General features: G+C 51.5%; 7 protein-coding genes, 2 pseudogenes and 1 CRISPR repeat array. All 9 genes and pseudogenes read left to right on the top strand.

Going from position 1 to position 13,403, the window contains the following annotated elements:
• Positions 1-157 precede the first annotated feature (157 nt).
• The 9 genes and pseudogenes from ETC05_RS06480 (at position 158) to ETC05_RS06520 (ending at position 13,378) form a co-directional block, all read left to right on the top strand.
• The gene (locus tag ETC05_RS06480) at positions 158-1,621 is read left to right on the top strand and encodes a CoA-acylating methylmalonate-semialdehyde dehydrogenase (RefSeq protein WP_171660635.1); all 1,464 of its coding nucleotides are present in this window, start codon (positions 158-160) and stop codon (positions 1,619-1,621) included.
• Positions 1,622-2,178: 557 nt separating this feature from the next.
• Positions 2,179-3,487, top strand: a pseudogene (gene celB, locus ETC05_RS06485) (PTS cellobiose transporter subunit IIC).
• A 152-nt stretch (positions 3,488-3,639) separates the two neighbouring features.
• Complete coding sequence (locus ETC05_RS06490; RefSeq protein ID WP_171660636.1) at positions 3,640-5,088, top strand: PTS mannitol transporter subunit IIBC; 1,449 nt, start codon at positions 3,640-3,642, stop codon at positions 5,086-5,088.
• Between the two features lie 382 nt (positions 5,089-5,470).
• Positions 5,471-7,564, top strand: a complete 2,094-nt coding sequence (locus ETC05_RS06495) for a BglG family transcription antiterminator (RefSeq protein ID WP_171660637.1) — start codon at positions 5,471-5,473, stop codon at positions 7,562-7,564.
• A gap of 5 nt (positions 7,565-7,569) precedes the next feature.
• On the top strand, positions 7,570-8,013 hold the full coding sequence (locus ETC05_RS06500; RefSeq protein ID WP_171660638.1) for a PTS mannitol transporter subunit IIA: 444 nt from the start codon (positions 7,570-7,572) through the stop codon (positions 8,011-8,013).
• Complete coding sequence (locus ETC05_RS06505; RefSeq protein ID WP_171660639.1) at positions 8,013-9,176, top strand: mannitol-1-phosphate 5-dehydrogenase; 1,164 nt, start codon at positions 8,013-8,015, stop codon at positions 9,174-9,176. Before ETC05_RS06500 ends, ETC05_RS06505 begins: the two co-directional genes overlap by 1 nt.
• 189 nt (positions 9,177-9,365) lie before the next feature.
• Positions 9,366-10,060: a CRISPR direct-repeat array (repeat unit 30 nt; unit sequence GTTTTTATCGTACCTATGAGGGATTGAAAC).
• A gap of 227 nt (positions 10,061-10,287) precedes the next feature.
• Positions 10,288-11,328, top strand: coding sequence for a tripartite tricarboxylate transporter substrate binding protein (locus tag ETC05_RS06510; protein ID WP_171660640.1), 1,041 nt, complete (start codon positions 10,288-10,290; stop codon positions 11,326-11,328).
• 53 nt (positions 11,329-11,381) lie between these two features.
• Entirely contained in the window at positions 11,382-11,837 is a 456-nt protein-coding gene (locus ETC05_RS06515) for a tripartite tricarboxylate transporter TctB family protein (protein WP_171660641.1), read from the top strand.
• 13 nt (positions 11,838-11,850) lie between these two features.
• A pseudogene (locus ETC05_RS06520) lies at positions 11,851-13,378 on the top strand (tripartite tricarboxylate transporter permease).
• Positions 13,379-13,403: the final 25 nt, after the last annotated feature.

The raw sequence follows: 13,403 nt of genomic DNA on the forward strand, positions 1-13,403 counted from the left end.
GCCAGCCGCAAACAGACGGCAAAGGACGCCGCTTTTTGGAAGCGTTCAGCTTGCCAACTGTTCCCGCACAAGGGAGCATTCGCCGCTGAATCGATCACGCTTGTGCGCGTTCATGAGCCAATCTGTTGAAAAATCGATGAGAAAGGTGGTTTCATCGATGAGCTCTGTAACGGAGACAAAAACATTGAAAAACTTGATTGGCGGCCAGTGGGTCGCCTCGACATCCGGAAAAGAAGAAATCGTGCCGAACCCGGCGACGGGAGAAGTGTTGGCGAAAGTGCCCCTCTCTTCGCGCGAGGAGCTGGATGCGGCGGTGGCGGCCGCGAAGGAAGCGTTCCGCGAATGGCGGAAAGTGCCGGTTCCGCGCCGCGCCCGCATTTTGTTCCGCTACCAGCAGCTGCTTGTCGAGCATTGGGAAGAGTTGGCTAGAATGGTGACGCTAGAAAACGGCAAAGTATACGAGGACGCGTACGGCGAAGTGCAGCGCGGCATTGAATGCGTCGAGTTTGCGGCGGGGATTCCGACGCTCATGATGGGGCAGCAGCTGCCGGATATCGCGACCGGCATCGAATCGGGCATGTATCGCTATCCGCTCGGTGTCGTCGCTGGGATTACGCCGTTTAACTTCCCAATGATGGTGCCGTGCTGGATGTTCCCGCTCGCCATCGCTTGCGGCAATACGTTTGTATTGAAGCCGTCCGAGCGGACTCCTATGTTGGCCAATCGTCTGGCGGAGCTGTTCACCGAAGCCGGCCTGCCGCCGGGAGTGCTGAATATTGTCCACGGAGCGCACGAGGTCGTGAACGGCATTTTAGAACATAAAGACATTAAAGCCGTCTCGTTCGTCGGCTCGCAGCCGGTTGCGGAGTACGTGTACAAAACGGCCGCCGCCCACGGCAAGCGGGTGCAGGCGCTTGCCGGTGCGAAAAACCATTCGATCGTTATGCCGGACGCTGACCTTGATCTGGCGGTGACAAACATCATCAACGCCGCGTTCGGTTCGGCGGGTGAGCGGTGCATGGCGTGCTCGGTCGTCGTTGCCGTCGGCGGAATCGCCGATGAGTTGGTCGAACGGCTCAAAGAAGCCGCCGACCGCATCCAAATCGGCAACGGGCTTGACCAAGGCGTCTTTTTAGGCCCGGTCATCCGCGAGGCGCATAAAGAACGGACGATCAAATACATTGAAATCGGCGAAAAAGAAGGCGCACTCCTTGTCCGCGACGGCCGCCGCGACTCGGCGACAAGCGGCAAAGGATACTTTATCGGCCCGACGATTTTTGACCATGTCAAGCCGGGCATGACGATCTGGACGGATGAAATTTTCGCTCCGGTTCTCTCGGTCGTCCGGGCCCGCGATTTGGACGAAGCGATTGAGATCGCCAACCGGTCGGAGTTCGCCAACGGCGCCTGCATTTACACCGACAGCGCCAAAGCGATCCGCCAGTTCCGCGAAGAAATCGACGCGGGCATGCTTGGCGTCAACGTCGCCGTCCCCGCGCCGATGGCCTTTTTCCCGTTCTCGGGCTACAAAAACTCGTTCTATGGCGACCTTCATGCCAACGGTCGCGACGGCGTCGAGTTTTACACGAGAAAGAAAATGGTGACGGCGAGATATCAGTAAGCGAATGATGAAGAAAGGGTGTCCCAAATGTAGCAGGGCACCCTTTTTTACTATATATGTCCCTACTCTCACCACTACTCATTTATTCTAGTTTTTTAATGGAGGTACCGTTGAGTTAGACTCTTTTCGCGAAAATTCTACTTTGGTGAGTGGCGATTTTCGTGCCCGGGTGGAGCACAGAAGGTAGCCCATAGGTCTTTCGGTGAAAATCCCGTGCCGGTGAACAGTGATTTTCATGCTAGGCGGGAGCGAAATTTACCCATGGATGTTTTGGATCATGTTTGCTTCTTTCGAGTTGTTTTTATGTTTGTTGAGGTATGGAATACAAAAAACAAGTAAAGATGTCCATAGTTAAAGGGTGTTTAGCTGTTCGGATGCTAGATTGCCTTCAGAGATTATTAAAAGATGTCAACAATGCTTAGGACAAAATTGTAATATTTAACAATCATGATTGTAAGCGTTTTATTATAAAATTCTACATGAGAAGGATATGATTGGTAGAAGTGTTTGTTGGGTTATGGGTATGACCAGACTATAAAGAGTAGGGAGGCGAATACATGAATACGTTCATGAGATTTCTAGATGAAAAGTTTATGCCTGTTGCGGCAAGGGTAGGAGAACAGCGGCATCTACAGGCGATCCGCGATGGTATCATTATGACAGTCCCTTTAGTCATTATTGGATCACTTTTCCTGATCATCGCCTTTCTTCCTATTAAGGGGTATGAATCATTTATGTCAAGCTTGTTTGGGGGTAACTGGCAAAAAAACCTGCTTTACCCGGTTGGTGCGACATTTGACTTGCTTGCTATATTTGTAGCTTTTGGAGTTGCCTATCGACTGGCTGAAAGATATAAATTAGACTCAGTATCCATTGCGATCGTTTCAGTCGCCTGCTTTCTGTTAGCGACACCTTACAAAATCTCCTTCACTCCTCCAGAAACAGACAAAGTTTATCAAGTCGATGGAATTCCAACTGCACTAACGGGGAGCAAGGGAATGTTTGTCGCTATTATTATCGCTATTTTAACAACAGAAATTTATCGTATTGTCGTCAAGAGAAATATGGTCATTAAGATGCCAGCCGGTGTACCCCCAGCTGTAGCTAGGTCGTTTGCTGCCTTGTTGCCAAGGATGGCGGCCATAATAACCGTTTGGTTGTTGCGGTTGTTGCTCCAAGTTACTCCGTTCGAAAACATGCACAACATTGTCTTCACTCTCTTAGGAAAGCCTCTTTCTCTCCTTGGAGGTTCGTTGGCGGGGGCCGTTATCGCAGTGGTTATCGCGCAGATGTTGTGGGTAACAGGCATCCACGGACAGGCCATTGTGTGGGGAAATTATGTCGCCTGTTTGGTTGGCGCGTGTAGATGAAAATCGGCTTGCCTTTACGTCCGGAAAAGAAATTCCCCATATCATAAATGTTCAGTTTATGGATATCTTTTATTCTATTGGAGGTTCAGGGACAACACTCGGTTTGGCACTCTTGCTTTTATTTAAGTCACGCAGCAAACAGTTAAAGCAACTAGGAAGGTTGGCAATTGCCCCGGGATTGTTCAATATTAACGAACCAATTATTTTTGGGCTGCCTATGGTGATGAATCCGGTTATGATGATACCGTTTATTCTCGTTCCAGTGGTTATTGTTACAGTTTCGTACTTTGCAATGGATTTAGGTTTAGTCGCAAAAACAGCTGGAGTGATGGTCCCTTGGACAGCACCTGTAGGAATAGGGGGATTTCTAGCTACGGGGGGTAAATTTTCAGGGGCGGTATTGCAGTTATTCAATGTGGCTTTGTCAGCAACATTATATTATCCATTTTTTAGAATATGGGATAACCCAAAATATAAAGAAGAACAACAATCTTAAATATAAATTCGAATTGGCTTCATCTTCACCGCGTGTGTTTTTTTTAAAGTGTCAACAACCTCCTTGACAAAGTCGCATTTACTTCTCATTGAAGGCCGGTTGTAAGCGTTTTAAGATAAAGGTACAGTCAAACAAAAAGGAGGAACAAACTTATGACGCATACAACCGGAAACGAAACAGGCTTCCGTGTAAAGATTCAACGGTTTGGTGGTTATTTGAGCGGCATGATTATGCCGAATATCGGAGCGTTTATCGCCTGGGGGTTGATCACGGCGTTATTTATCCCGACCGGCTGGTGGCCGAATGAGACGTTTGCCAAGCTGGTCGGGCCGATGATTACGTACTTGTTGCCGCTGTTGATTGGGTATACGGGCGGCAAAATGATTTATGACGTCCGTGGCGGTGTCGTCGGAGCGACGGCGACGATGGGGGTCATCGTCGGTTCGGAAATTCCGATGTTTTTAGGCGCGATGATCATGGGGCCGCTCGGCGGCTATGTGATCAAAAAAGTGGACGGCCTCTTGCAAGGAAAAGTGAAACAAGGGTTTGAGATGCTTGTCAACAACTTCTCGGCCGGGATTGTCGGCGGCGTGTTGACGCTGCTCGCCTTTAAAGGGGTGGGCCCGATCATTTCTTTGATCAGCCAAACATTAGCGGCAGGGGTCGAAAAAATTATCGCTTGGCACTTGTTGCCGCTGGCGAACATCTTCATCGAGCCGGGGAAAGTGCTGTTCTTGAACAACGCGATCAACCATGGGATTTTAAGCCCGCTCGGCGTCGAACAGGCAGCGCAAACCGGGAAATCGATTTTGTTCCTGTTGGAAACGAATCCTGGGCCAGGACTTGGCATTTTGCTGGCGTACTGGCTGTTTGGCAAAGGGATGGCGAAACAGTCGGCGCCAGGGGCAGTGATTATTCATTTCTTAGGCGGGATTCATGAAATTTACTTCCCGTACATTCTCATGCGTCCGATCTTGATTTTGGCGGCGATGGCCGGTGGAGTGAGCGGGGTATTCACGTTTACGGTATTCCATGCTGGGCTGGTGGCTGTGCCGTCGCCAGGAAGCATTTTTGCCCTGTTGGCGATGACGCCAAAAGGAAATTACCTCGGCGTGCTCGCTGGTGTGTTCGTCGCCGCAGCGGTGTCGTTCCTTGTCGCTTCGGTTTTCCTAAAAGCGGCGAAGCAAAACGAAGAGGAAGAAGATTTGGCGAAAGCGGCGGAGAAAATGGAGCAGCTGAAAGGGAAAAAGAGCCAAGTCGCTGCCGCGCTGCAACACAATGAAGCGGCTTCGCCAGCTGTGGCTCAATCCGCTCCTAGCCGGGTGAAAAAAATTGTGTTTGCCTGTGACGCCGGAATGGGGTCGAGTGCGATGGGGGCGTCGATTTTGCGCAATAAAGTACAAAAAGCCGGCCTTGATATTGAAGTCACGAACACGGCGATCAATCAGCTGCCGGCCGACGCCGATATTGTCGTCACCCACCAAAATTTAACCGACCGGGCGAAAGCGAAACTGCCGAACGCGTATCATGTGTCGGTGGAAAACTTCCTCAACAGCCCGAAATACGATGAGTTGATCGAGCAATTGAAAAAGAATACGTAGATCTTGAAAAGAACGCAGGGGAGTCATGGTCCCCTGCGTTTTTATCATCCGAAACAGAAGAAGTTCTCTACGTCTCCGCGTTGGCGCAGGCGGTGGGAGGATATCATTGGTGAAGGCTCCCGCCCGGATTTGTCTTTGGCCGTGCTGATGAGCTCGGACGTGGATCTGCCCCTATCTTTGTCGTAGGCGGTCATGCGGCTGGAACAACGGAAGCCGCTGAGATCGTATGGACAATTAAAAAATGTCAACAATAACAATGACGAAAACGAAACATCTATTCATTGTCACATCAAGAAAAAAGCCCTTACAATAAGAAATGAGAAGACGCTCAAATATTTTAAACGTGTCAACAGTATGGCCTCAGGATTGGAGGTGAACGGCGATGTACGTATCGGCCCGGGAGCGAAAGCTGCTTGAGCGTTTGTTGGCTGATGAACGGGAAATGACGGTCGGCGAACTGGCTGAGGAGCTGAATGTCAGCGCCCGCACGATCCACCGTGATTTGCAAGGCCTTGAGTCCGTTTTGCGGCGCTACGGGCTCGAGTTGGTGAAAAAAGCGGGGGTCGGCATTCGTCTCGCGGGGGAAAAGAAACAGAAGCAGGCGCTGGCTGTGGAGCTGCTTCATCTTTCTCACCGTGAATATACGCCGGAAGAGCGGCAGCTGATGATTTTAATCGCCTTGTTGGAAGCAGACGAGCCGGTGAAACTCGTCTCATTGGCGAATGACCTAAACGTTACGGTCGCTACGGTCAGCTTGGATTTGGATAAACTGGAGAAAACGGTTGAAGCGTACGGGCTTTCGCTCATTCGCAAGCGCGGGTACGGCGTCGAGCTTACCGGTTCTGAATCGGCGAAACGGCGTCTCATTGGCGAACTGCTATTTCGCCATGTCGATGAACACGAATTTTTGGCGCTGATGAAAGAGACGATCCAGAGACGGCCGGACGACCCACTCGATACAGTGGCGGAAAAACTGCTCGGGCTGGTCGACCGGAAAAAGTTGGCCGTCATTGAACAACAAATCGCGCAGGTGAAAGAAACGTTCCCGTTTACGATGGCCGACAGTTCGTACATCGCCTTCGTCGTCCATTTGGCGCTCGCCATCGAGCGCATCAGACGGGGGGAAGCGATTCATTTCGACCCGCGTGATTTGCAGGCGCTTCAGGCGACGAGGGAGCATGAAATCGCGGAGATGCTGGCCGAATCGTTAGAAAGAGCGTTTGGCATTGACATCCCCAAAGAAGAGATCGGCTATATGACGATGCACTTAATGGGAGCGAAATGGCGCAGCCGCCAAGGAATTTTGGCGGAGGAGCCGAGTTTGGCCGTCGGCATGAAAGCGCAGCAGCTCATCCGTTTCGTCAGCCGCGAGCTCGGTGTCGATTTGTCCGCCGACCGGACGCTATACGAAGATCTCGTCGTTCACTTGAAACCGGCTTTGTACCGTTTAGAGCACGGGATGGGGGTCGCCAACCCGCTGCTTGATCCAATTAAGCAAGACTACGCGGAACTGTTTGCCATTGTCGCCGACGGAACGAAGCAGCTGTTTGGCGATGTTTCAGTGCCGGAGGAGGAGATCGGCTATTTAGTGCTTCATTTTGCGGCTGCACTCATGCGGGAGAAAAAAGGCTGGCGGGCGCTCGTCATTTGTTCAAGCGGGCTCGGGACGGCAAAAATTTTGGCGACAAGGCTGAAGAAAGAGATTCCAGACATCGCTGTCATCGAACAAGCGTCCGTGTTTGAATGGAAAACGAAAGACGTAAGCGCGTACGACCTCGTCATTTCCACCGTGCCGCTTGCGGAGGAACGCGGCCCGTATTTCATCGTCAGCCCGATGTTGCGGGAGGAAGAAGCGCGGGCGATCCGCGCGTTTTTAGAGCGAAAATCGGCGGCTGTGGCAAAACCAGTAGCACACGAGCAAGATCCGCAGCCTAACCGGCTGACGCTGAAAACGATGAAAGCCATCGGGCGCATCAGTGAGACGATCGTCGGCATTTTAGAAGGATTTTCGCTGCAGGTTGTCAAGCACCGCACCGTTCACGGGCTCTTGTCCGACGCTTGCCGCCGGCTTGAACAAAGCGGCGTCATCGTCGATGCCGAAGCCGTCATCGGGGAGCTGCGGCGGCGGGAGTCGCTGGGCGGGCTCGGCGTCCCTGGCACGTCGCTCGCGCTTTATCACGCCCGCAGCTTCGCGGTCCTTCGCCCTTCGCTGACGATGTATCGGCTTGATGAGCCGCAGACGGTGGCGGGCATGGACGGGAACCCGATGGAAATCAACACCGTTGTGCTGCTTCTTGGCCCTGCGGATGCGGACGAGGAGACGCTTGCTGTTTTAAGCCATATCAGCTCGCTGTTAGTCAAAGATGAGCAAAGCATCGCCGTCTTGGCGCACGGCGATGAGGAACAAGTGTATTCGCTTATCAGCACCCACTTGGAACAATTTTTTGATCATTATTGGACATCGGCGAAGGAGTGAACGAGATGTTGAGCCATTCAATTTTAAACAAAGAAAACATTATGCTAAATGCACAACCAAAAACGAAAGAAGAAGCGATTCGCCTGGCCGGCGACGTGCTCGTCAAGCAGGGGTATGTTGATCCAGCCTATGTGGACGCGATGCTGGAGCGGGAGGAACTGACCTCCACCTATATCGGCAACAGCGTCGCCATCCCGCACGGAACGGAAGCAGCGAAATCGCTCATCAAGCATTCTGGCATTTCGATCGTGCAAGTTCCGGGCGGCGTTGATTTTGGCGGTGGCAATCAGGCAATGATCGTCATCGGCATTGCCGGCAAAGACGGGGAACATTTAGATATTCTGTCGAAACTCGCGCTTGTCTGCGCGGAAGTAGACCATGTCGAAGCGATGGCGAACGCCAAAACGGCTGAGGAAATTCTCGAGCTTCTTCATGAGGTGAACGGCTAATGCGGGCCGTCCACTTCGGCGCCGGCAACATCGGCCGCGGCTTTATCGGCAGCCTGCTGGCGGCGTCGGGATATGAGGTCGTGTTTGTCGATGTCAACGAACAAATCGTCCGTTTGTTGAAGGAGCGGGGAGCGTATCGCGTCATCGTTGCCGGCGAGCGGCGGGAAGAACAGTGGGTGCGCGGCGTTTCCGCTCTCAACAGCCAAACGGAACGGGAACATGTCATGGAGGCGATCGCGGCCGCCGATCTCGTGACGACCGCGGTCGGCCCGCACATTTTGCCGGCCATTGCGCCAGTCATCGCCGCTGGGCTCGAGCGGCGCTTCACGGTTCATCAGAAGCCGCTTCACGTCATTGCCTGTGAAAACATGATCGGCGGCACGGAAGCGCTGAAAACGCACGTCTTTGCCCATCTTTCCGCGGCTGGGCAACAGCTGGCAGATGAAAACGTTGGTTTTCTCAATTGCGCCGTCGACCGCATCGTTCCAAACCAAACGAACGATGATCCGCTCGCGGTGACGGTCGAGCCGTTTTTTGAATGGGCGATTGAAACGCGAAATGTTATCGGCGCCGTTCCACCGATTCAAGGGGCGCATTTTGTCGCTGACTTAGGGCCGTATATCGAGCGCAAATTGTTTACGGTCAATACCGGCCACGCGTTGGCCGCCTATTTAGGCTATCAAAAACAATACCAAACGGTTCAGGAAGCCATGAAAGACAGCGACATCCGGACGAGTGTCGAGCAGGCGCTCAGTGAGTCGGGAGCTGTCTTAGTGAAAAAGCACGGATGGAATGAAGAAGAGCACCGTTCCTATATCGAAACGACGATCGGGCGTTTCATCAATCCGTCCCTTTCCGATGATATCGTCCGCGTCGCCCGTTCACCGATCCGCAAGCTCGGGCCGAACGACCGGCTCATCGCCCCGGCTGTGCGATATTACACCTTATTCGAAAACGTCCCGTCCGGGCTTGTCAAAGGCATCGCCGCGCTCTTGCGGTTTGATGAGCCTAGCGATGCCGAAGCTGCTGCTCTCCAGCAAACGATTGAACAAAGCGGTGTCGAAGGGGCGCTTCGGCAATACGCGGGACTGGAGCATGACCATCCGCTCGTCGTGGCGGTGAAGGAAGAATATGCTCAAATGAAACAAATGGATTCGCGTTAAACTCGGAAATCCTCTTATATTCTGTCGTCGACCTCCAATCGCGCAAAAACCCCCGGGGGTCGACGACAACCGTTGAAAGCGCCCGAACCTTCCAGCTATCGAAGGAAAAAGAAATTGACACAATTTTTGAAACATGCTATTCTGAAAGCAGCTGCCAAGGGAAACGCCTGATTTCACGGGCTTTGTTTGGTTTTTATCGTACCTATGAGGGATTGAAACTCTAAGGAGGCAACAATAAAAAAATAAATATAAACAGGTTTTTATCGTACCTATGAGGGATTGAAACACGAATGGCAATATGACTGACTTTCAAGACCGCCAGTTTTTATCGTACCTATGAGGGATTGAAACAAACGAGATATGAAGCCTATGCGATTGGTATACAGGTTTTTATCGTACCTATGAGGGATTGAAACCTCAAGAAGAGCTAGCAAAGGCCGTTGGAACAACCCGTTTTTATCGTACCTATGAGGGATTGAAACCCATAAGCCGTTGTCAGTGGATTGTGAATCATCATCGTTTTTATCGTACCTATGAGGGATTGAAACGGAAAGTGGATTTACATTCCTCCCGATGAAAAAGAAGAGTTTTTATCGTACCTATGAGGGATTGAAACGGGTTTTCCGAAATAGACATTTAGATTTTTTCAAGGGTTTTTATCGTACCTATGAGGGATTGAAACATAAGCACAAAAATTTATCATCAACTTGCTTCAATTGGTTTTTATCGTACCTATGAGGGATTGAAACGAAGTTCCGCTATGTACTTCTACACCTCCTCTTCCAACAGTTTTTATCGTACCTATGAGGGATTGAAACTAAATTTCCTCGTACTGATCGGGATCGACAATTTCTGTTTTTATCGTACCTATGAGAGATGAACCAAGAGAAGGCCGTCTATGTGGCGGTCTTCTTCTTTTGTTTTGAAAGATGGGAGCCATTGTCCTCCGCGATGAAAGAAATGAAGTTGGGTGAAGGATGCTTACAGCGGGGCAACCTTGTGAACAAAATGCACAAAATTCATTTTATTTTCAAAAACTTCACGCCGATTTGGCGGCGTGGTAACGTTATGAATGAAAACGTTATCAAATAAAACAAGGGGGCAAGGGAGAATGAAGAAAAAAAGATGGTGGGGATTGTTCGCCGCTGGGATGATGACAGTGGCCTTGGCGGCCTGTGGCGGCAATGAATCGGCAGGATCGAAATCATCCGGTTCGAACGCTGGCTCATCGGCCTCAGACTATCCGACGAAGCCGATCACTATTGTCGCTCCGTCCGGGGCGGGCGGTGGTTGGGATTTAACGGCCCGCGCGATTACGAAAGTGCTCGATGAGGCGGGGCTTGTCAAACAGACCATGACGGTTGAAAACAAACCGGGCGGCGGCGGGGCGGTCTTTATGGCTGAATACGCCACCCAAGATGTGAAAAATGACTACAAACTATTTGTCAACTCTCCACCGATTATTATCAATAACTTGAAAAAAGAAGGGAACAGCCCGTTTGGTTACAAAGACACAACGCCGCTCGCCCAGTTGACGAAAGACTTCGGAGTCATTGTTGTCAAGGCCGATTCCAAGTTTCAAACATTGACCCAATTGCTTGATGCGATTAAGCAAGATCCGAAATCGGTCACTGTGGCCGGGGGATCGGCGCCAGGCTCGATGGATCATTTAGTCGCCATTCTGCCAATCTATAAAGCTGTCATTGATCCGAAATCGATCAAATATGTTTCGTACGATGGTGGTGGCGAGGCGATGGCTGCGTTGCTTGGCGGCAACGCCGATGTCATTGCGACGGATGCCTCTTCTGTTGGCGAATATCTCAAAGCCGGTAAAGTGCGGGTGTTGGCGGTTTCGGCTCCGGAGCGCCTCGACGGTGTGTTGAAAGACGTGCCAACCATGAAAGAGCTTGGCATTGATGCGGAATTTACAATTTGGCGCGGAGTTTTTGGGCCGAAGCAAATGTCTCCCGAGGCAAAAGCGTTTTGGGAAGAAACATTGAAAAAGTTGTCTGAGCACGAGAAGTGGAAAGAAGAACTGCAAAAACAAGGCTGGGCGGCGGAATACCGCAATTCGGACGAGTTTACGAAATTTTTGCAAGAGCAGGAGCAACAAGTCGGTGATCTCCTAAAGTCGCTCGGTATGCATAAGTAAAGATCATGGGGAAGAACGTTCTTCCCCTTTTTTCCAAGACAGGAGGTGCAACGATGAACAAAACGGCTGATCGAATCGCGGCGGTGGCATTCTTGGCGGTTGGTTCCTTGTTTATGGCGGAAAGCTTGCGCCTATCGAAAAGCGCCTACGGCAGTGCGGTAGGACCGAACGTATTTCCGTTTTTGCTTGGACTTGTTCTAGCATTATTAAGCATTAAGTTGTTGTTTGAAACGAGGGGCTATAAGGAGGCGGTGGGGGAGAAGCCGCGACGGCAGTACAAAAAGTTTCTCATCATTTTCATTGCTGCTGTTTTCTATGCGGCGTTGCTTGAAACGGTTGGGTATGTAATCACGACGTTTCTGTTTCTTGTTATCGGCTTTCAAACGATGGAAAAGGGGGCGCTATGGAAGTCGATCGCCATTGCCGCCGGCTTTTCGCTCGGCGTCTACGGCCTCTATGTGAAACTGTTGCAAGGAACGCTGCCAAGCTGGCCGATTTGGTTCCAATGAAAGGAGGGGCATCATGGGTACACTATCGTTTTTGCTTGACGGATTTCAGAACGGCGCTGCAGCCGCATAACTTGCTGTTTGCGTTTATTGGGGTGCTGATCGGCACGGCGGTCGGTGTGCTTCCTGGGATTGGCCCGATGAGCGGGGTGGCGCTGCTCATTCCGGTGACGGCGTCGATGACATCGGGCTTGAGTCCCGAGCAGGCGGCCGCCAGTTCGATCATCTTGCTGGCCGGCGTGTATTACGGGGCGATGTATGGCGGTTCGACCACTTCTATTTTGTTAAATACGCCTGGGGAATCGTCATCGGTTGTCACGACGCTGGACGGTTATCAAATGGCCCGGCAAGGAAGGGCGGGGGCGGCGCTTGCCATTGCCGCGATCGGCTCTTTTGTCGCCGGAATCGTTTCGCTCATCGGCCTCGTCTTATTGGCCCAACCATTGTCGAATGTGGCGCTGAAGTTCGGCCCGGCCGAATATTTTTCGCTCATGCTGCTCGGGTTGGCGGCGGTGAGCGGACTGGCCGGCAAATCGATGACGAAAGCATGGATCATGACGGTGTTCGGTTTGTTGCTTTCTACGATTGGGCTCGACAATGTTTCCGGCGTGGCCCGCTTTACGTACGACATTTCCTATTTATATGGAGGTCTCGAGTTTTTAACCGTAGCGGTCGGGCTATTTGCGTTAGGAGAGGTATTCAAGTCCATTCTCCATCATGAGACGAACGACGGGGACATCGCCAAAATCGGGCGTATCTTGCCGACCAAATCGGACTTGAAAGAAAGTGCGGGGCCGATCGCCCGCGGATCGCTGCTTGGGTTTTTCATCGGCGTGCTGCCGGGAGCTGGAGCGACACTTGCTTCCTTTTTCTCGTATATTCTTGAAAAGAAAATGAGTAAACATCCAGAAAAGTTTGGCCAAGGGACGATCGCCGGCGTCGCGGCGCCGGAATCGGCGAACAACGGGGCGTCCGGGGGCGCGATGATTCCGCTCTTGACACTAGGGATTCCCGGTTCGGGTACAACCGCGATTTTGATGGGTGCGCTTATTATGTACAACGTCCAACCGGGTCCGTTGTTGTTCGATGAGCATCCGGCTGTTGCATGGGGATTGATCGCCAGCATGTTTATCGGTAACGTCATGTTGCTCATTCTCAACATGCCGCTCGTCAAAGTGTTCGCGAAAATTATCCAGACGCCGACGAAATATTTATTGCCGCTTATTATCGCCATTTCCGTCTTTGGCGTGTATGCGGTGCAAGTGACGACGTTTGATGTGTTCCTGCTGCTGGCGTTTGGTCTGCTTGGCTACTGGCTTGCGGAGCACGACTATCCATTGGCACCGCTTGTGCTAGGGCTTGTTCTCGGGCCGATGATTGAAAACAATATGCGTCGGGCCTTGACGGCATCGAATGGCGATTATCTCGTTTTCGTTGAAAAGCCGATTTCGCTTGTTTTGTTGGTGATCGCCTTTTTATGGATTACTGTGCCGTTTGTCATGAAATTAAGAGGGAAAAGGGTCATTGTCAGTGAAGATATGTAGTATATAGAAGAAAGACGTTCCGCCT

The sequence above is a fragment of the Geobacillus sp. BMUD genome, from assembly GCF_013096845.1.
Lineage (GTDB): Bacteria > Bacillota > Bacilli > Bacillales > Anoxybacillaceae > Geobacillus > Geobacillus vulcani.

Excerpts from the sequence above, each read along its gene's own strand:
- ETC05_RS06500 (WP_171660638.1), top strand. The coding sequence starts at position 7,570 with ATGTTGAGCCATTCAATTTTAAACAAAGAAAACATTATGCTAAATGCA.
- ETC05_RS06490 (WP_171660636.1), top strand. The coding sequence starts at position 3,640 with ATGACGCATACAACCGGAAACGAAACAGGCTTCCGTGTAAAGATTCAA.
- ETC05_RS06515 (WP_171660641.1), top strand. The coding sequence starts at position 11,382 with ATGAACAAAACGGCTGATCGAATCGCGGCGGTGGCATTCTTGGCGGTT.
- ETC05_RS06480 (WP_171660635.1), top strand. The coding sequence starts at position 158 with ATGAGCTCTGTAACGGAGACAAAAACATTGAAAAACTTGATTGGCGGC.
- ETC05_RS06505 (WP_171660639.1), top strand. The coding sequence starts at position 8,013 with ATGCGGGCCGTCCACTTCGGCGCCGGCAACATCGGCCGCGGCTTTATC.
- ETC05_RS06495 (WP_171660637.1), top strand. The coding sequence starts at position 5,471 with ATGTACGTATCGGCCCGGGAGCGAAAGCTGCTTGAGCGTTTGTTGGCT.
- ETC05_RS06510 (WP_171660640.1), top strand. The coding sequence starts at position 10,288 with ATGAAGAAAAAAAGATGGTGGGGATTGTTCGCCGCTGGGATGATGACA.